The organism is Micromonospora sp. CPCC 205539 (genome assembly GCF_036906815.1).
GTDB lineage: Bacteria > Actinomycetota > Actinomycetes > Mycobacteriales > Micromonosporaceae > Micromonospora.
The window spans coordinates 20,375-38,397 of the sequence record NZ_JBAKHW010000049.1; the positions used below are offsets into that span (position 1 = coordinate 20,375).

Genomic DNA, 18,023 nt, shown 5'->3' on the forward strand with positions numbered 1-18,023 from the left:
GGTTAGGTGGGGTTGCCGGTTAGCTCGGCGTAGCCGCGGTGCGCCGCGATCAAAGCCGCGCGGGCGCCGAAGGGCGCCTCGGCGGCGACCCGCTCCGGCGGCGCGCCGCCGGTGTGCGCGGCCCGGATCAGCCAGGCCAGCTTCGCCAGCTCCGCGTGCTGGTCGCGGACGAACTCGACATCCACCGGGTCGCCGTGGCCCGGCACCACCACCGTGCGCGCGGTCGTCAGCCGCAGCAGGTCCGCGACCGCGTCCGGCCACTGCAGGGGGTACGAGTCCTCGAAGGCGGGCGGCCCGCTCTGCTCCACGAGATCCCCGGCGACCAGCACGTCCACGTCCGGCACCTGCACCACCAGATCGGCGTCGGTGTGCCCCCGCCCCGGGTGCCGCAACAGCACCCGCCGGCCACCGACGTCGAGCACCGACTCGGTGTGCACGGTGTGCGTCGGGGCGAGCAGCGGCGTGTCGGCCAGCTCGGCGGCGAGCGCCGGGTGCTCCTCGCGCAGCTCCTCGTACGCCTCCCGGCGCAGCCGTTCCGGTTGCTCGCGCAAGGCCGCGGCGGCCAGCTCGTGCGCGTACACCGGGCGGGGTGGGTCACCGGCCAGGACGGCGTTGCCGAAGCAGTGGTCGTAGTGGTGGTGGGTGTTGACCAGCGTCAACGGCCGGTCGGTGACCGCCCGAACGGCGGCGGCCAGTTCGGTCGCCTGGCCGGCCGAGGAGAGCGTGTCCACCAGCAGTGCCTCGTCGTCGCCGACGACCAGGGTGACGTTGACCCGCAGCAGCGGCTCGCGCAGCAGGTGCACCCGGTCGGCGATCTCGACGAAGCCGGCGGTCATGACGCCCGCCCGGCGCGTTCCACGAAGCGTTGCCGGTCGACCAGGATCCGGTCGACCCGGCCCCGGGCCACCGTCTCGTCGCCGTCGCTGACGGTCACCTCGAACGACAGCCGGCGGCCGTCGACGACCGCGAGCACGGCCTGCGCCTGGACCGTCCGGCCGACCGTGGTCGGCGCGAGGTGCTCCAGCTCGACGCGGGTGCCCACCGTGGTCGACCCGGGCGGCATCGTGGCCGCCGTCGCCGCGACCGTGGCCGCCTCGGCGAGGGCCAGCACCCGGGGTGTGCCCAGCACCGGTACGTCCCCGGAACCCACCGCCTGGGCGGTGTCCGCGTCGGTGACGGTCAACTCGACCCGGGCGGTCAGACCCGGCGCGAAGGCCGGCTCGAGCTGCTGCTGCATGGTCGTCAGCCTAGGTGCTCGCCCACCCCGTCGGCCACGCGCCCGGCGATCCGGCCGTACCCGTCGACACCGGCCTCCCGGCGCCCCCGGACGCCCCCGGAGGGTGGTCGGTGTCGGTCGGCGCCGCAACATCGCTAACCTTGACCGCGATGGCCGTCGTGACTGAGCCCCCGCCCCCCGCCCGGAACGAACCGCGCGCGTCCCCCGCAGGGGGCCGTCGACGTGTCGTCGCCATGATGATCTGGGCGGTCGCCTTCGTCGTCGCCTGGCTGGCGATCGGGCTGCCCACCGACCCCGCGTACGCCTTCGTGTGGATCTGGGCCGCGACCATCGCCTGGAACAGCGACCGGCCGTGGCGCAGTCACCTGGGCTTCGTCCGGGACTGGGTGCCGGTGGTGCTGCTGCTCATCGTGTACAACCTCTCGCGCGGGTTCGCCGACAACGGGGCCACCCCGCACGCGATGGAGCTCATCGTCGCCGACCGGTTCATGTTCGGCTGGGCCACCGGCGGGGAGGTGCCCACCGTCTGGTTGCAGCAGCACCTCTACCACCCGCAGGTGCACTGGTGGGACGTCGCGGCGAGCTGGGTGTACTTCTCGCACTTCGTGGTGACGTTCGCCGCCGCCGCGGTGCTCTGGCTGCGGGACCGGCGCCGCTGGGCGGCGTACATGCGGCGGTGGGGTTTCCTCTGCGCGGCCGGCCTGGTCACCTACTTCCTCTACCCGGCGGCGCCGCCGTGGTGGGCCGCGCAGAACGGGCTGCTCACCGAGGTCGCCCGGATCTCCACGCGGGGCTGGAAGGCATTCGGCATGCACGGTGCCGGCAACGTGCTCAACGCCGGTCAGATCGCCTCGAACCCGGTCGCCGCGATGCCGTCGTTGCACACCGCCTGGGCGCTGTTCGTGGTGCTGTTCTTCCTGACCACCACCCGTCGGCGGTGGTGGCCGCTGCTGCTCGCGTACCCGCTGGCGATGACGTTCACCCTGGTCTACTCGGGTGAGCACTACGTGATCGACGTGTTGGTCGGCTGGGCGTACGTCGCGATGACCTTCCTGGTGGTCGGTGTGGCCGAGCGCGGCTGGGCGAAGCTGCGGGCCCGCCGGGCCGAGCCCGACCCCGCCGCTACGGCAGACCCGCCCGGCGACAGCCCCGCCGGCAAACAATTAACCCCCCGCGAACCAAGCCACCCCGGCGTCCCCGCCGACCGCTAACCCGCGGAGGGCGGGGGTCAGGTGTTTTGTCGGGCTGCGTGGGCTCGGGCGGTCAGTTCGGCGGCCAGGGCCCACGCCTCGGCCACGTCGCGGTCCTGAGCTGCCGCGCCCGACCCGCCCGCCGTGTCCGCGTGGACGGTGGCCAGCCGCAGCCGGCGCTGTGCCGGCCCCTGCACGACCCGCACGCTCTGGATCCGGGCGTACGGCACGATCGCCACCTGCCGGGTGAGCAGGCCGGAGCGGGTGGCGAAGACCCGCTCGTGCAGCCCCGCCCCGAGCGCACGGCGGCCCAACGGGTGCAGCCAGCGGGTCCGGGGCGGCGGTGCGCTCAGCGCCAGCGCGTCGAGGCGTACCCCCGGCAGCACCTCGGCGACGATCATCGTCGCGGTCGGCAGGTCGCCGACCGGCAACAACCGGTCCGGCCGGTTACGGTCGTCGGCCTCGGCAGCGGAGTATCCGGCCACCTCCAGCCGTAGCCGAAGCCAGCCGTTCACCCGCCAGAGCAGCGGCCAGGTGGCCCGTACGGTCTGCACCCGGTCCAGCGGGACGGTCTGCGCCCGGGTCTCCAACAGGCCGTTGTGCACCCGCAGCGTGCCGCTGTCGCGGGCCAGCCGGAAGTTCCAGTCGTCGAGGACCCGGCGGACCGGTTGCAGCAGCACACCGGCCATCGCGGTCAGCGTGCTGGCCACCGCGACGAACGACCACGACCCGGCGGTGAGGAACTGCACCACGACGAAGGCCAGGCCGAACGGGAGCAGGAACGCCTGCGGGGTGAGGAGCTGGCTGATCAGCAGGCTCTTGTTGCGTACGGCGTGCAGCGGCCGGCCCACCGCGGCCGTCGGCGGCGTGGTGCCCGGCGCCGCCGTCGTGGGATCCGGCGTGGGCTGCTGCGGCGTCCGCCCGGCCAGTGCCAGCAGCCGCTCGCGCAGGCGGGCCGCGTCGGCCACCCCGAGGTACGCCAGCGGCGCCTCGGTCTTGCCCCCGCCGACCACCTCCAACCGCAGCTCGGCAAGGCCGGTGAGCTGGGCGAGCAGCGGCCGAACCACCTCCACGGCCTGCAACCGCTCCAGCGGAATGGCCCGGGTACGCCGCCAGAGCAGCCCTTCGTGCACCCGCAGCTCCCGGCCCACCACGTGGTATCCGGTGTTGTACCAGCTGATCACCGACAGCACGGTCGCGCCGAGCGCCAGCACCGCCACCATGGCGGCGAACCAGCCGAAGCCGACCCGGGACAGCGTCGACCAGGACAGCCCGGCGATCACCACGACCAGTGACTTGGCCCCGTGCAGCAGCGGGCTGAGCGGGTGCAGCCGCTGCCGGGGCTCCCCGTCGCCGCCCACCGGCGGCGCCGGCCAGGGGTACGGCATCCCGGGCGGCGCGCCGTAGGGCACCGCGCCCTCGTACGGCGGCGCGTAGGGCGGCGGTTGGTGCGCTGAAGTGTCGGGTGGGGATTGCCGGGTCTCCGGCTCGGCGGGACCGTCGCTCATCGGGCCGGCCCCCGGCGTGGCCGACGGTCACCCGTACGGATGCTCACAGCCCTTCCGCCCGGTCCTCGCCGAGCGCGGTGAGCCGGTCACGGAGGCGCGACGCCTCCGCCGGACGCAACCCCGGGACCCGGGCGTCGCTCGCCGCGGCCGCAGTGTGCAACTGCACGGTGGCCAGGTCGAAGGCGCGTTCCAGCGGCCCGGCGCTGACGTCGACGAACTGCATCCGGGAGTACGGGACGATGGAGAGCCGCCGGACCAGCAGCCCGTGCCGCACCAGCAGGTCGTCCTGCCGTTCGGCGTACCCCCAGGCCTGGACCGCGCGGACGATCGCCGTGGCGCGCCAGCCGCCGAGCACCAGGACGACGGCGAGGGCGAGCCCGAACAGCCAGTGGCCGCTCAACGCCCAGCCGATCGCTGTTCCGGCCAGCCCGATGGCCAGCACGACGGCCAGCCGGATCAGCTCCACCCAGATCAGGTCGTGCGAGATCGGCTGCCAGTGGACCGTGTCCGGCCATGGCTCCAACGGCCCCCGCCCCACTGGCTGGACGGCGGGCGGCGGCGTCGGTGGGGCTGCCGCAGTGGGCGGCCAGGACGGGGAGTTGGGGCCGGGGTCGCTCACATGTCGAGGGTAGGCGATCCGGGGACCGGAGTGACGGCACGCAGGAAGCCGCGAGCGTCCAGGAAGTCGCCGAGACTGCTCCGGTGCTCGGCGCAGGCCAGCCAGGTCTTCCGCCGCTCGGTGTCGTGCAGGCGCGGATTGTTCCACTGCAGGGACCAGACGGCGGCGGCACGGCAACCCCGGGCCGAGCAGATCAGGGGCTCGTCGGCCGGAAAGGGGAGGCTCACCCCGGGCAGTCTAGGCCGGCGGGACGGAGAGCTTGAGCGCCGGGCGGCCACGGGGGGAGCCGCCCGGCGACGGGGTGAATCGTACACGCGGCGGGCCGGTCCGTGTCCACCCGCGACGGGCGATTCGGCTGCTGAGGACGGCGCGGCGAAAATCGGGTTCTCCCCACCTCGACACTCAGGAAGGCGTGCGAGTCTTGAGACCGCACCAGCCGCGACGACCGACCAACGCTGTGGAGGACCGGTGGCCCAGCCGACCATGCCCGAAACCCCGACGCCGAACGGGGCCGCCCCGGCAGAGCCCGCGCCGGTGAGCACGCCAGCGCAGGACGCCACCCTGCTGGAGCGGGCGCTGTTTGAGATCAAACGGGTCATCGTCGGGCAGGACCGGATGGTGGAGCGGATGTTCGTCGCGCTGCTCGCCCGTGGCCACTGCCTGCTGGAGGGCGTGCCGGGGGTGGCCAAGACCCTGGCCGTGGAGACCCTCGCCAAGGTCGTCGGCGGTTCGTTCGCCCGGGTGCAGTTCACCCCGGACCTGGTGCCGGCCGACATCATGGGCACCCGGATCTACCGGCAGTCGAGCGAGAAGTTCGACGTCGAGTTGGGCCCGGTCTTCGTCAACTTCCTGCTCGCCGACGAGATCAACCGGGCTCCGGCCAAGGTGCAGTCGGCGCTGCTCGAGGTGATGAGCGAGCGGCAGGTGTCCATCGGCGGCGAGAGCCACCGGGTGCCCGATCCGTTCCTGGTGATGGCCACCCAGAACCCGATCGAGCAGGAGGGCGTCTATCCCCTGCCGGAGGCGCAGCGGGACCGGTTCCTCATGAAGATCGTGGTGGGCTACCCGACCGACGCCGAGGAGCGGGAGATCGTCTACCGGATGGGCGTCTCCGCGCCGGAGCCGAAGGCGGTGTTCGACACCCCCGACCTGATCGCCCTGCAACGCAAGGCGGACCAGGTGTTCGTGCACAACGCCCTGGTCGACTACGCGGTGCGGCTGGTGTTGGCCACCCGGGCCCCGGCCGAGCACGGCATGCCGGACGTCGCCCAGCTCATCCAGTACGGGGCCAGCCCACGCGCCTCGCTCGGCCTGGTGCGGGCCACTCGCGCGCTGGCCCTGCTGCGCGGCCGGGACTACGCGCTGCCGCAGGACGTGCAGGACATCGCCCCGGACATCCTGCGGCACCGGCTGGTGCTCAGCTACGACGCGCTCGCCGACGACGTGCCGGCCGACCACATCGTGCACCGGGTGATGTCCACCATTCCGCTGCCGGCGGTCGCACCCCGGCAGCAGGCCACCCCGTCGCCGACGGCCCCGCCGCCGGGCGCTGGATGGCCCGGGCAGCGGCCGTGACCTCACCCACCCCTCGACCGGCCCCCGTCGCCGACCGCAGCGAGGCGGTGCTGTCCCGCCTCCAGCTGCTGGTCACCCGCAAGCTCGACGGCCTGCTCCAGGGCGACTACGCCGGGCTGCTACCCGGTCCGGGCAGCGAGGCGGGGGAGTCCCGGGAGTACCGCCCCGGTGACGACGTCCGCCGGATGGACTGGCCGGTCACCGCCCGCACCACCACGCCGCACGTACGCCGTACCGTCGCCGACCGGGAGCTGGAGACGTGGTTGGCGCTGGACCTGTCGGCGAGCCTCGACTTCGGCACCGGCCAGTGGCTCAAGCGTGAGGTGGTGGTGGCCGCCGCGGCCGCCATCACGCACCTGACCGTGCGCGGCGGCAACCGGATCGGCGCGGTGATCGGCACCGGTGGCGGCGTACCCGCGTCCACCCGGCGCTGGCGGGGCGGGCCGACGCCGGTCGGGCCCGGGGTGTTGACCCGGCTGCCCGCCCGGTCCGGCCGTAAGGGGGCGCAGGGCCTCCTGCGAGCCGTGGCCGGCACCGCCATCCAGCCCGGTCGGGGTGACCTGGGCGCCCTGATCGAGATGCTCAACCGGCCGCCTCGCCGACGCGGGGTGGCCGTGGTGGTCTCGGACTTCCTCGCTCCGGCCGAGCAGTGGGCGCGGCCGTTGCGCAAGCTGCGGGCCCGGCACGATGTGCTGGCGATCGAGGTGGTCGACCCGCGCGAACTGGAGCTGCCCGACGTGGGGGTGCTGCCGGTGGTCGACCCGGAGAGCGGCGAGCTGCACGAGGTGCAGACCGCCGACCCACGGCTGCGGCAGCGCTACGCCGAGGCTGCCGCCGCCCAGCGGGCCACGATCGCCGCCGCGCTGCGTGGCGCCGGCGCGGCCCACCTGCGTCTGCGTACCGACCGAGACTGGCTGCTGGACATGGTGCGATTCGTGGCCGCGCAGCGGCACGCCCGCACCCGGGGGACGACACGATGATCCGTTTTCTGCAACCGTGGTGGCTGCTGGCCGTGCTGCCGGTGGTCGCCCTCGCCGCGTTCTACGTCTGGCGGCAGCTGCACCGCCGCCAGTACGCGATGCGGTTCACCAACGTGGATCTGCTGCGGACCGTGGCCCCGAAGGGGTTGGGCTGGCGTCGGCACGCACCGGCGACGGCGTTCCTGCTCTGCCTGCTGGTGCTGGCCACCGCGCTGGCCCGTCCCGCGATCGACACCAAGGAGCCGCTGGAACGGGCCACCGTGATGCTCGCCATCGACGTGTCGTTGTCGATGCAGGCCGACGACGTGGCACCGAACCGGCTGGAGGCCGCCCAGGAGGCCGCCAAGCAGTTCGTCGCGGAGCTGCCGGAGAGCTACAACCTGGGGCTGGTGTCCTTCGCCAAGGCGGCCAACGTGCTGGTGCCGCCGGGCAAGGACCGGGCGGCCGTGACCAGCGCGATCGACGGTCTGGTCCTGGCCGAGGCGACGGCGACCGGCGAGGCCGTGTTCACCTGTCTGGAGGCGATCCGGTCGGTGCCGGCCGACGGCGCGGCGGGCATCCCACCGGCCCGGATCGTGCTGCTTTCTGACGGGTTCCGCACCTCCGGCCGGTCGGTGGAGGAGGCGGCGGCGTCCGCGCAGGCGGCCAACGTGCCGGTCTCGACCATCGCGTTCGGCACCGACACCGGTCAGGTCGACATCGGTGGCCAGCTCCAGCGGGTGCCGGTGGACCGGTTGGCCCTGGCCGAGCTGGCCGAGACCACCGAGGGGTACTTCTACGAGGCGGCCTCGGTGAGCGAGCTGAAGCAGGTCTACCAGGACATGGGCAGCTCGATCGGGTTCCGCACCGAGCCACGTGAGGTGACCCAGTGGTATGCGGGGTTGGCGCTGTTGCTGGCGCTCTGCGCCGGTGCGCTCAGCCTGCTCTGGTCGTCCCGGATGCTGTGAAGGATGTGGGTGGGTCGGCGGCGGTCAGTGACCGCCGCCGGCCAGGACGAAGACGGCCGCCCCCCACACCGCGGCGAGGGTGGAGGCCCGCGGGGCGGCGTAGCGGCTCATGGGAAGCTCCGGTGGCGGCTGGACGGTCCGCGTGCGGGGGCGGACCGCAGGGGTAGGCAGGACGCGCACACGAAGTCGTGACCGGGCGGCTCCCGTCGACCGCCCGGGTTCGGACGGCGCGGCACGCGTACCCCGGCGAATGCCGGGAGCGGGGGAGCGGAGCTGGGTCAGCTCACCAGACTGAGTCGTGGCTCAGCGGGGCTGACCATCGGCCCGGCCACGACTAGGAGGATCGCTATCTCGCACAGCGATCACCTCCTGCGGTCGGGCGGGCCGGAACGTCGATGATCGTACACCCGCGCCGGCGCGGGGACGTACTCGGCCGACCGGTCGGCGGCCCCTCCACCGCCCGGCGATTTCCACCCCGACCGAAGGGTCATCGGGCGCCCCGAACGCACCAGCGTGACCAGCACCACGGCGAAGAGCGGCAGCCAGCAGCACCGGGCGAGCACCCAGCCCGGGCCGTCCGGTGCGGTGTGCAGCCCCGGCAGGGCGAGCCCGCCCCGTGCGGTCAGCGCGGTCACCGTGACCAGCACCGGCTGGTGCCACAGGTAGATCCGCATCGCGTTCCGGTTCACCTCGGTCACCGCCCGGCCCGGCAGCGGCCGAGCCAGCAGCCGCTCCAGCGCCGGCCGGGCCAGCAGCCCCAACCCGATCTGGGTGACCGCCAGCGCCACCGCCAGCAGCGACGGCGGGTTCAGGTTTGACACCCCGGCTCCGGGCACCCCGACGGCGCTGACCGGATAGCCCAGCGCCAGCAGCGCGGCCAGCGCGACGGCACCACCGGCCGTCAGCGCGAGCGCCGCGCGCCGCCCGGTCAGCCGCCCGTCGGCATGTGCCACGCCCAGCAGGTACGGCACCGCCCAGGCCGCCGCCACCGTCACCGGCGGCAGGTCGGCGCCGGCCGGCAGCAGGCGGGCCGCCAGGTCGGCCACCGCCACCACGGCCACCGCCGGCGCCACGCAGCGCACCAGACCCCACCGGTGTACGGCGGCACGCAGCGGGCCGGTCGCCGCGATCAACAGCAGCAGTGGCAGCAGGAACCACAGTGGGCTGACCGCGAGCCGCAGCGCGACGGAGAGGGTGTCGTCCGGGGTGCCGGCCACGGTGGCGGCGAGCAGCACGGCGGCACCCACCCCCAGCAGCGCGACCGTGGGCAGCAGCAACCGGCGCAGCCGGTGGGCCAGCCACCCGCCCGAGGTGTTCCGGGCCCGTGAACGGGCCGAGCCGAACCCGGCCGTGAAGAAGAACAACCCGAGCGTCTGCAACACCCAGGTCACCGGTGCCAGACCGGGGCGCGTGGTCAGCGGGCTGGCCTGGTGCAGTCCACCATCGGCGGCCAGCACCAACCCGGTGACCACCCAGTGCCCGAGCACCACCCCGCCGATGGCGTACGCCCGCAGCGCGTCGACCGCGCGGTCCCGGCTCACCGGGCCTCCTCCGCCCGCTCCACGGCAGCACCGTCCAGGACGACCGCCGCCACCGCGATCAGCGTGGCGCTGCCCGGTGCCAGGTAGCCGTCGTGCCCGGCCACCCCGGCCACCGGCAACGGCCGGGCGCCGAACGCCGGGTCACCGGGGCGGCGGCCGTACCCGAGGCCGGGCAGCCGCACCGACGGCACCCGGCGGATCCAGTCGGTGGGCGCCTCGGCCGCCCAGAACCGCCGCCCGCCGCGCAGTTCGTCGGCGCTCTGCACCCCGGCGCCGATCCCCCCGAGGCTGACCACGTCGGCGACCTGCGGCGGGGCGTCCGCCGCGGCCAACGCGACCACCAGCGCACCGTAGCTGTGCCCGACCAGGGTGATCGTCGCCGTCGGGCGGCGCTCGGCCAACTCTCGAAGCAGGCCGTCCAGCGCGACCGCGCCGCGCCGAGCGCTGGCGCCGCCGGCCGCGCCCAGCACCCCGTCGGGCGGGTCGTAGCCGAGCCAGGCCAGCACCGCGACCCGGGCCGTCGGGTCGGCCGCGCGCAACGCCTCGTGCAACTGCCCGGCCTGCACCGCCAGCGCCCGACGAGCCACCCCGCCCAGCCCTCGGTCGAAGTCGGCCAGCGTGCTGCCCACCCCCGGCACCAGCACCGCGATCCGGTCCGCGTCGGCCAGGTCCCCGAGGACCTCGACCACGCGACCGTCCCCACGCGGATCGAACGCCAGGAACCGCCGTCCGCCCGCCACCCAGTCCGCGTACGGCGGGCCGGCCGCGCGCATCGCCGCCGCCGTCGCCGGGTACGCCTCGACGAACCCGACCGCCGCGACCGGCTCCGGCCGGGTCGGCAGGATCAGGTTCGCGCCGAGCAGCGTGGCCATCGCCAGCCGGCTGACACCTTGTCGTCGCATCACGTGCTCGCTCCCTCCGGAATGTCGTCCGGAGGGAGGGTGCGTCGACGGCCGGTGCCCGGTCGTCGTCCCGGGGAGCCGTTCCCGGGCTGGCTCCGTGGAGCTACTCGCCGGCGGCGACCAGACCCGTCTCGTACGCCAGCACCACGGCCTGGACCCGGTCGCGCAGCCCGAGCTTGGTCAGGATCCGCCCGACGTGCGTCTTCACGGTCTGCTCGGCCACCACGAGGTCGCCGGCGATCTCCGTGTTGTTGCGGCCCCGGGCGATCAGCCGCAGCACCTCGGTCTCCCGGGGCGTGAGCGCGGCCAGGTCGGTGGGGCGGGGCCGACGGCGGTCCGGGCGGGCCGCGAACTCGGCGATCAGCCGGCGGGTGACCGCCGGAGCGAGCAGCGCGTCCCCGGCCGCCACCACCCGCACCGCCTGCACGAGGTCGGCCGCCGGGGCGTCCTTGAGCAGGAAGCCACTGGCCCCGGCGCGGAGCGCCTCGTACACGTAGTCGTCCAGATCGAACGTGGTCAGGATGAGCACCCGGGGGCGCTGCGCCGACCGGTCACCGAGCAGCTTGCGGGTGGCGGCCAGCCCGTCCAGCACCGGCATACGCACGTCCATCAGCACCACGTCCGGGTCGAGCCGGCGGGTGGCGGCCACGGCCTGCGCGCCGTCGGCGGCGTCACCCACCACCAGCAGGTCCGGCTGGGCGGCGAGCAGCGCGCCGAACCCCTGCCGGACCATCGCCTGGTCGTCCGCGATCAGTACCCGGATCACTGGTCCCCACCCTCCGCCTCGTACGGCAGCTCGGCCGTCACCGCGTAGCCCCCGTCGGGCTGCTCGCCGGCGGTGAACGTACCGCCCAGCGCCCTCGCCCGTTCCCGCATGCCGGTCAGCCCGTGTCCGGCACCGGCCTCGGTGCCCGACCGGGAGCCCGCCTCGGCGGGTTGCGCGTTCTCCACGCGTACCGACAGGGTGGACGGGTCGGCGCGGACGGTGACCCGCACCGCGGCGCCGGCCGCGTGTCGGGCCGCGTTGGCCAGCCCTTCCTGCACGATGCGGTACGCGGCCAGCCCGACCGGCGCGGGCACCCGCCCGGCGTCCACCGGTGGGGCGTCCAGCGTCACGGCCAGCCCGGCCCGTTGGGCCGCCTCCACCATCGCGGCCAGGTCGGGCAGGTCGGGTTGCGGCGCGGTCAGCGGGTCAGTGGACTCGCTGCGCAGCACGCCCAGCAGCCGCCGCATGTCGGTCAGCGCGTCGCGGGCCGAGCCGGCGATGGCGGCGAACTCGGCGGCCGCCGACGCCGGTACGTCGGTCAGCCGGTACGGCGCGGTCTCCGCCTGCACCGCGATCAGCGACATGTGGTGGGCCACCACGTCGTGCAGCTCCCGGGCGATCCGGGTGCGTTCCTCCAGCACCGCGCGCCGTTCCTGCTCGCGCTCGCTCAGCTCGGTCTGCGCGGCCAGAGCTCGCCGGGACAGCCGGTTGTGCCGCACCAGGTCGCCGAGGATCGCCAGCGCGCCGAGCAGCAACAGGACGGGGGCCTTGTTGTCGGGGTCGACGAGGGCGAGCACCGGCACCGTGGTGATCGTCACCACCCAGGCCAGCACCGGCCGGTCGACCCGCGCGACGACGACCGCCACCACCGCGACCGACCCGAGCGCCAGCGGTGGGGTCCACGGCCAGGACCGGTCGGTGGGCGCGTTGAACGTGCAGATCAGCAGGGCCAGCACCGTCAGCCGCCAGGCCAGCAGAGGACGCCGGGGCAGCGCCAGCAGCGGCGCCACGGTCAGCGCCGCGAACAGCATCGCGATCGGCAGCGGCAGGCCCCACTCGGTCTCCACGGTCAGCGTGATCAGGAAGAGGCCGAGGACGGCGAGCAGACCGATCGGGGCGGCGTACCGGGCCGGTCCCGGCCACCGGGCCAGCAGCGGCCGTTCGGTCGGGGCGTCCGGACCCAGCAGGGTCTGTCGCAGGGCCTGGAGGGCCAGGGTGATCGGGTGCCAATTCACCACCCGGAGGCTACGGGCCGACCCCGCCACGAGGCGTGCCACCAGGGGTTGATTCCGGTGTCGTACCCAGGTGTGACACGGCTCCCGTTAGCGCTTACCTGCCGGTAACGCCTAGGCTCCGACGCGTCCGTGCTGACCATTCGCAAGGGGGAACCGTGGCCCGTACCGTGCTGGTGACCGGGGGTAACCGGGGAATAGGCCTGGCCATCGCGCAGGCCTTCGCCAAGCAGGGCGACCGGGTGGCGGTGACCCACCGCAGCGGCGAGGCGCCCGAGGGGTTGTTCGGGGTGCGGGCCGACGTCACCGACGCGGCTTCGATCGACGCCGCGTTCACCGCCGTGGAGGCCGAGCTGGGCCCGGTCGAGGTGCTGGTCGCCAACGCCGGGATGACCGACGACACGCTGCTGCTGCGGATGTCCGAGGAACAGTTCACCAGCGTGGTGGACACCAACCTGACCGGCGCGTTCCGGGTCGCCAAGCGGGCCTCCGGCAAGATGCTGCGGGCCAAGTGGGGTCGCATGATCTTCATCTCCTCGGTGGTCGGCCTCGCCGGTGGCGCGGGCCAGGTCAACTACGCCGCCAGCAAGGCCGGCCTGGTCGGTGTGGCCCGTTCGATCACCCGCGAGCTGGGCAGCCGCAACATCACCGCGAACGTGGTGGCGCCCGGCTTCATCGACACGGACATGACCGCCGGCCTGTCCGACGATCGCAAGGCGGAGATCAAGAAGTCGATCCCGGCCGGCCGGATGGCCAGCCCGGACGAGGTCGCCGCGGTGGTCACCTGGCTGGCCGGAGACACCGCCGGGTACGTCTCCGGCGCCGTGATCCCGGTCGACGGTGGCCTCGGCATGGGCCACTGACCTTTTTGACTACGGAGGAAATCTGCGATGTCCGGACTGCTCGCCGGTAAGCGGCTGCTCGTCACCGGTGTCATCACCGACGCCTCGATCGCCTTCTCGGTGGCGAAGCTCGCCCAGGAGAACGGCGCCCAGGTCGTCCTCACCGGCTTCGGCCGGCTGTCCCTGGTCGAGCGGATCGCCAAGCGGCTGCCCGAGCCGGCGCCGGTCATCGAGGTGGACGTCACCAACACCGAGCACCTGGCGAGCCTCGCCGACCGGGTGCGCGAGCACGTCGACGGGCTCGACGGTGTGGTGCACTCGATCGGTTTCGCCCCGCAGAGCTGCCTGGGCGGCGGCTTCCTCGACGCCCCCTGGGAGGACGTGGCGACCGCGTTGCACGTCTCCACCTACTCGTACAAGTCGCTGGCCATGGCGGCGCTGCCGCTGATGTCCGCCGGCGGCGCGGTCGTCGGCCTGACCTTCGATGCCACCAAGGCGTGGCCGGTCTACGACTGGATGGGCGTGGCCAAGGCCGGCCTCGAGTCCGCGTCCCGCTACCTGGCGCTGCACCTGGGCAAGCAGGGCATCCGCAGCAACCTGGTCTCCGCCGGGCCGCTGCGCACCATGGCGGCGAAGTCGATCCCCGGCTTCGACCAGTTCGAGGAGGCCTGGACCGAGCGGGCCCCGCTCGGCTGGAGCCTCACCGACCAGGAGCCGGCCGCCCGCGCCTGCCTGGCGCTGCTGTCCGACTGGTTCCCGGCGACCACCGGCGAGATCGTGCACGTCGACGGCGGCTACCACGCCCTCGGCGCCTGACGTACCCCGACGACGCCCCCGACCACCGTCCGCGTGGCGCACGTGGCCGGAGCAGGGGGCGTCGTCGGGTCGTCCCGGCTGAGGGACAAGAATGAGCCCATGGCGTACGACGCGGTGGTGCTGGTGTCCTTTGGCGGGCCGGAACGGCCCGAGGACGTGATGCCGTTCCTGCAGAACGTGACCCGGGGCCGCGGTGTGCCGCCGGAGCGACTGGCCGAGGTCGCCGAGCACTACCAGCACTTCGGCGGCGTGTCCCCGATCAACCAGCAGAATCGCGACCTGCTGGCCGCGATCCGCGCCGACTTCGCCGCCAACGGTCTCGACCTGCCCGTCTACTGGGGCAACCGCAACTGGGATCCGCTGCTCGCCGACACCGTGACCCGGATGCGCGACGACGGTGTCACCCGGGCCCTGGCCTTCGTCACCAGCGCGTACGGCGGCTACTCGTCCTGCCGGCAGTACCAGGAGGACATCGCGGCCGCCCGCGCCGCGGTCGGCCCGGACGCCCCGGTGATCGAGAAGCTGCGCCAGTTCTGGGATCACCCCGGCTTCGTCGAACCACACGTCGACGCGGTCCGGGCCGCGCTGAGCCAGCTCGACCCGGCGAAGCGCGACACCACCCGGCTGGTCTTCACCGCCCACTCCGTACCGACCTCGATGGCGGCCAACGCCGGCCCGCACGGCGGCCGGTACGAGGCGCAGCTGCACGAGGTCGCCCGGCTGGTGGCCTCGGCCACCGCCCCCGACCTGTCGTACGACCTGGTGTGGCAGAGCCGCTCCGGCCCGCCGCAGGTGCCGTGGCTGGAGCCGGACATCAACGACCACCTGGCCACCCTCGCGCAGGGCGGCACCACCAGCGTCGTGGTCAGCCCGATCGGGTTCGTCTCCGACCATCTCGAGGTGGTCTGGGACCTGGACACCGAGGCGTTGGAGACGGCCAAGCAGCTCGGCCTGGACTTCGTCCGGGCCGGCACCCCGGGCACCGACCCGCGCTTCGTGACCATGGTCCGGGAGCTGGTCGCCGAGCGGGTCGACCCGGACGGCGCGCAGCTGCGCCGCCGGCTGGGCGAGCTGCCGATGTGGGACACCTGCCCCACCGTCTGCTGTGTGCCGACCCGTCGCCCCTGACCCCTGAGGATCACCATGCATGACCGCAAGCCCGTGCAGAGCTGGCTCACCGACATGGACGGCGTGCTGGTGCACGAGGGCCAGCCGGTGCCGGGCGCACCGGAGTTCATCAACCGGATGCGCGCCTCCGGCAAGCCGTTCCTGGTGCTGACGAACAACTCGATCTACACGCCACGGGACCTGACGGCACGGCTGAGCCGGATGGGGCTGGACGTGCCGGAGGAGTGCATCTGGTCCTCGGCGCTGGCCACCGGTCAGTTCCTCGCCGACCAGCGGCCGGGCGGCACCGCGTACGTGATCGGCGAGGCCGGGCTGACCACGGCGCTGCACGCGGTCGGCTACGTGCTCACCGACTTCGCCCCGGACTACGTGGTGCTCGGCGAGACCCGCACCTACAGCTTCGAGGCGATCACCAAGGCGGTCCGGTTGATCAACGATGGGGCCCGGTTCATCTGCACCAACCCCGACGTGACCGGCCCGTCCATGGAGGGCGCCCTGCCCGCGGCCGGGTCGGTCGCCGCCATGATCTCCAAGGCGACCGGGGTGGAGCCGTACTTCGTCGGCAAGCCGAACCCGATGATGATGCGTTCCGCCCTGAACACGATCAACGCGCACTCGGAGAGCACCGCGATGATCGGCGACCGGATGGACACCGACATCCTGTGCGGCCTGGAGGCCGGGCTGGAGACCATCCTGGTGCTCACCGGCATCAGCAGCCGCAGCGAGGCGGAGCGCTACCCGTACCGCCCGTCCCGGATCGTCAACTCCGTCGCCGACCTACTCGACGAGATCTGACCCCGCGTTGGCGCGGCGCTGCCCGCGCCGGGCCGTGCCGGCGGTGCGGTCAGGGGCGCAGTGGGGCGTTGCAGGCGGCCACCAGCGCCTGCCGGCAGGCCGTGGTGAGGGGGCGCAGAGCCGCGTCCCGCTGCTGCGCCTCGTAGTTGTTGATCGCGCCACCGGGCGCGGCGTGCCCGGCCAGGGCGAGCACCCGGTCGAGCACCGCGGCGCGGGCGAAGAGCCGGCGGGCCCGCGGGTCGAAGCCCGGGGGCAGGTCGGTGGCGCCGTCCGGGCGGCGCAGTGCGGCCAGCGCGCCGGCCAGCTCGGGCCGCCACTGCGCGACGTCGAGGCGGGTCAGCGCGGCGGTCGTCTCGGCCAGTGCGGCGGCCAACTCGGCCTCCGCCTCGGCGGCACCGGGCAACGCGAGTGAGGCGGCGGCCGCGTTGGCCGGCAGCGGGTACACCCGCCAGAGGACCGTCTCGAAGGTGTCCCCGGAACCGGAGGTGTGCATCCGGACCTGCGGGATCAACCCCAGGTGGCCGGCCACCACCGCCTCGCCGGTGACCAGCGCCGCGCCCGCGAAGTCGCCGGGGCCGGGCAGCCCCCGTGGATCACCCGGCGCCGGCAGCACCAGGCGGATCTCGTCCGGGGAGAGCTTGGCCAGGGTGGGCAGCGCCGTGCCCAGCGGGACGTCGGTCCAGGTGCCGGGGGCGTCCGCCACGAGGTGCTCCTCATCGCCGGCGATGGCGTCGGCGACCTCGTCGTACGGCACCAGCCCGGCGCGCCACGCGCGCACCCAGGCAACGAACCGGCTCGACCGGCGCGGCGCAAGCGTGGCCGCGCCCGTGGCGGGGGTGGACATGCCGAAAGGGTACGTGGTCACCGCCGGCCCTGTCTCGGCTGCCGCAGTGGCCGCGTTCCCTGCCCCGAACTGGCCCCTTCGCCCCACCCTTGGTTGCCGCGGCCGGCGGTGGCCTGGCTGGGGTGGGGAAGGGGCGGCGTGGCGGTGTGTGGGGTGCGCGGGCTTGGCGGTTAGCGTGGTTGCTCATGGGGCGGCGATACGGCGAGGACGTGTTGGCGGGGGACTGGCGGCGGCGGAAGGTCACCCCCGAGGTGGACGCCGAGCTTGATCTCGTGGTGGAGGACGCCGACTCCGGATTCTGCGGTGCGGTGGTCGCCTTCGAGTCCGGCGCGGTCGTCCTGGAGGATCGGCACGGCCGGCGGCGCAACTTTCCGCTGCTGCCAGCCGCGTTCCTGTTGGACGGGAGCCCGGTGACGCTGCGCCGCCCGACCCGCGCACCGGTGCCGGCGGCCCGTCGGCGTACCGCGTCCGGTTCGGTGGCCGTGGACAACGTCCGCGCTCAGGTGGCCAGGGCCAGCCGGATCTGGGTGGAGGGCATCCACGACGCCGCGCTGGTCGAGCGGATCTGGGGCGACGACCTGCGCATCGAGGGTGTGGTCGTGGAGCCGCTGGACGGCATCGACGCCCTCGACGCTGACGTACGCGACTTCACCCCCGGCCCGACCCGGCGACTCGGCGTGCTGGTGGATCACCTGGTGCCGGGCAGCAAGGAGAGCCGGATCGTGGCCCGGGTCAACTCCCCGTACGTGCTGGTGACCGGACATCCGTACGTGGACGTCTGGCAGGCGGTCAAGCCGGCGGCGCTGGGCATCGCGGCGTGGCCGGTGGTACCGCCGGGGCGCCCGTGGAAGGAGGGTGTCTGTGCGGCTCTCGGGGTCGCCGAGCCGGCCGACATGTGGCGGCACATCCTGTCCCGGGTGAACAGCTTCGCCGACGTGGAGACCCCGCTGATCAACGCGATGGAACGCCTCATCGACTTCGTCACCGACCCAGCCTGACCCTGCGCCGCTGCGCTGCGCTGCGCTGCGCTGCGCCGCCGCACCGCGCCGCGCCGCGCCACCGCGCCGCACCGCGCCACCGCACCGCGCCACCGCGCCGCAC

Annotated in this window: 19 protein-coding genes; 9 read left to right on the forward strand and 10 right to left on the reverse strand. The window is 74.0% G+C overall.

The window, feature by feature from the left end:
* Nucleotides 1–2 precede the first annotated feature (2 nt).
* Entirely contained in the window at nucleotides 3–836 is an 834-nt protein-coding gene (locus V6V47_RS28655; RefSeq protein ID WP_334631512.1) for an MBL fold metallo-hydrolase, read from the reverse strand.
* Nucleotides 833–1,237: a thioesterase family protein gene (locus tag V6V47_RS28660; RefSeq protein WP_334631513.1), complete on the reverse strand. Its 405-nt coding sequence runs from the start codon at nucleotides 1,235–1,237 to the stop codon at nucleotides 833–835. The genes V6V47_RS28655 and V6V47_RS28660 overlap by 4 nt, the downstream gene beginning before the upstream one ends.
* Before the next feature lie 149 nt (nucleotides 1,238–1,386).
* On the opposite strand from V6V47_RS28660, the gene V6V47_RS28665 reads away from it, so the two are divergent.
* Complete coding sequence (locus V6V47_RS28665) at nucleotides 1,387–2,448, forward strand: phosphatase PAP2 family protein (RefSeq protein ID WP_334631514.1); 1,062 nt, start codon at nucleotides 1,387–1,389, stop codon at nucleotides 2,446–2,448.
* Between the two features lie 17 nt (nucleotides 2,449–2,465).
* On the opposite strand, the gene V6V47_RS28670 is transcribed toward V6V47_RS28665, so the two are convergent.
* From V6V47_RS28670 to V6V47_RS28680, 3 genes are read right to left on the reverse strand one after another with little or no spacing between them, the layout of a single operon-like run.
* A complete protein-coding gene (locus tag V6V47_RS28670; RefSeq protein ID WP_442934319.1) occupies nucleotides 2,466–3,935 on the reverse strand; it encodes a PH domain-containing protein in 1,470 nt (489 codons plus the stop codon).
* A 43-nt stretch (nucleotides 3,936–3,978) separates the two neighbouring features.
* Nucleotides 3,979–4,554: a PH domain-containing protein gene (locus tag V6V47_RS28675; protein ID WP_334631516.1), complete on the reverse strand. Its 576-nt coding sequence runs from the start codon at nucleotides 4,552–4,554 to the stop codon at nucleotides 3,979–3,981.
* Complete coding sequence (locus tag V6V47_RS28680) at nucleotides 4,551–4,781, reverse strand: hypothetical protein (protein ID WP_334631517.1); 231 nt, start codon at nucleotides 4,779–4,781, stop codon at nucleotides 4,551–4,553. Before V6V47_RS28680 ends, V6V47_RS28675 begins: the two co-directional genes overlap by 4 nt.
* 256 nt (nucleotides 4,782–5,037) lie before the next feature.
* On the opposite strand from V6V47_RS28680, the gene V6V47_RS28685 reads away from it, so the two are divergent.
* Genes V6V47_RS28685 through V6V47_RS28695 form a run of 3 tightly spaced genes read left to right on the forward strand, consistent with a single transcriptional unit; the run spans nucleotide 5,038 to nucleotide 8,056 of the window.
* Nucleotides 5,038–6,129 carry an AAA family ATPase gene (locus V6V47_RS28685; protein ID WP_442934320.1) on the forward strand — a complete coding sequence of 364 codons (1,092 nt, stop codon included), beginning with the start codon at nucleotides 5,038–5,040 and terminating at the stop codon, nucleotides 6,127–6,129.
* Nucleotides 6,108–7,109, forward strand: a complete 1,002-nt coding sequence (locus V6V47_RS28690) for a DUF58 domain-containing protein (RefSeq protein ID WP_334631519.1) — start codon at nucleotides 6,108–6,110, stop codon at nucleotides 7,107–7,109. Before V6V47_RS28685 ends, V6V47_RS28690 begins: the two co-directional genes overlap by 22 nt.
* Nucleotides 7,106–8,056 carry a VWA domain-containing protein gene (locus tag V6V47_RS28695; RefSeq protein WP_334631520.1) on the forward strand — a complete coding sequence of 317 codons (951 nt, stop codon included), beginning with the start codon at nucleotides 7,106–7,108 and terminating at the stop codon, nucleotides 8,054–8,056. The genes V6V47_RS28690 and V6V47_RS28695 overlap by 4 nt, the downstream gene beginning before the upstream one ends.
* 362 nt (nucleotides 8,057–8,418) lie before the next feature.
* Here V6V47_RS28695 and V6V47_RS28700 read toward each other — a convergent pair whose 3' ends face one another.
* The 4 genes from V6V47_RS28700 to V6V47_RS28715 form a co-directional block, all read right to left on the reverse strand.
* On the reverse strand, nucleotides 8,419–9,597 hold the full coding sequence (locus tag V6V47_RS28700; protein ID WP_334631521.1) for an acyltransferase family protein: 1,179 nt from the start codon (nucleotides 9,595–9,597) through the stop codon (nucleotides 8,419–8,421).
* Nucleotides 9,594–10,499, reverse strand: a complete 906-nt coding sequence (locus V6V47_RS28705; RefSeq protein WP_334631532.1) for an alpha/beta hydrolase — start codon at nucleotides 10,497–10,499, stop codon at nucleotides 9,594–9,596. Before V6V47_RS28705 ends, V6V47_RS28700 begins: the two co-directional genes overlap by 4 nt.
* 103 nt (nucleotides 10,500–10,602) lie before the next feature.
* On the reverse strand, nucleotides 10,603–11,265 hold the full coding sequence (locus tag V6V47_RS28710; RefSeq protein ID WP_334631522.1) for a response regulator transcription factor: 663 nt from the start codon (nucleotides 11,263–11,265) through the stop codon (nucleotides 10,603–10,605).
* On the reverse strand, nucleotides 11,262–12,500 hold the full coding sequence (locus V6V47_RS28715; RefSeq protein ID WP_334631523.1) for a sensor histidine kinase: 1,239 nt from the start codon (nucleotides 12,498–12,500) through the stop codon (nucleotides 11,262–11,264). The genes V6V47_RS28710 and V6V47_RS28715 overlap by 4 nt, the downstream gene beginning before the upstream one ends.
* A 155-nt stretch (nucleotides 12,501–12,655) precedes the next feature.
* On the opposite strand from V6V47_RS28715, the gene fabG reads away from it, so the two are divergent.
* The 4 genes from fabG to V6V47_RS28735 all read left to right on the forward strand — a co-directional run bounded on the left by fabG (nucleotide 12,656) and on the right by V6V47_RS28735 (nucleotide 16,078).
* Entirely contained in the window at nucleotides 12,656–13,360 is a 705-nt protein-coding gene (gene fabG, locus V6V47_RS28720) for a 3-oxoacyl-ACP reductase FabG (RefSeq protein WP_334631524.1), read from the forward strand.
* A gap of 27 nt (nucleotides 13,361–13,387) precedes the next feature.
* On the forward strand, nucleotides 13,388–14,155 hold the full coding sequence (fabI, locus tag V6V47_RS28725; RefSeq protein WP_334631525.1) for an enoyl-ACP reductase FabI: 768 nt from the start codon (nucleotides 13,388–13,390) through the stop codon (nucleotides 14,153–14,155).
* Between the two features lie 99 nt (nucleotides 14,156–14,254).
* Entirely contained in the window at nucleotides 14,255–15,283 is a 1,029-nt protein-coding gene (locus V6V47_RS28730) for a ferrochelatase (RefSeq protein ID WP_334631526.1), read from the forward strand.
* 15 nt (nucleotides 15,284–15,298) lie between these two features.
* A complete protein-coding gene (locus tag V6V47_RS28735; RefSeq protein ID WP_334631527.1) occupies nucleotides 15,299–16,078 on the forward strand; it encodes an HAD-IIA family hydrolase in 780 nt (259 codons plus the stop codon).
* 49 nt (nucleotides 16,079–16,127) lie between these two features.
* Here V6V47_RS28735 and V6V47_RS28740 read toward each other — a convergent pair whose 3' ends face one another.
* Complete coding sequence (locus V6V47_RS28740; protein WP_334631528.1) at nucleotides 16,128–16,922, reverse strand: hypothetical protein; 795 nt, start codon at nucleotides 16,920–16,922, stop codon at nucleotides 16,128–16,130.
* Between the two features lie 185 nt (nucleotides 16,923–17,107).
* Here V6V47_RS28740 and V6V47_RS28745 point away from each other — a divergent pair, with 185 nt between their 5' ends.
* A complete protein-coding gene (locus tag V6V47_RS28745) occupies nucleotides 17,108–17,920 on the forward strand; it encodes a DUF3097 domain-containing protein (protein ID WP_334631529.1) in 813 nt (270 codons plus the stop codon).
* The last annotated feature ends 103 nt before the right edge of the window (nucleotides 17,921–18,023 follow it).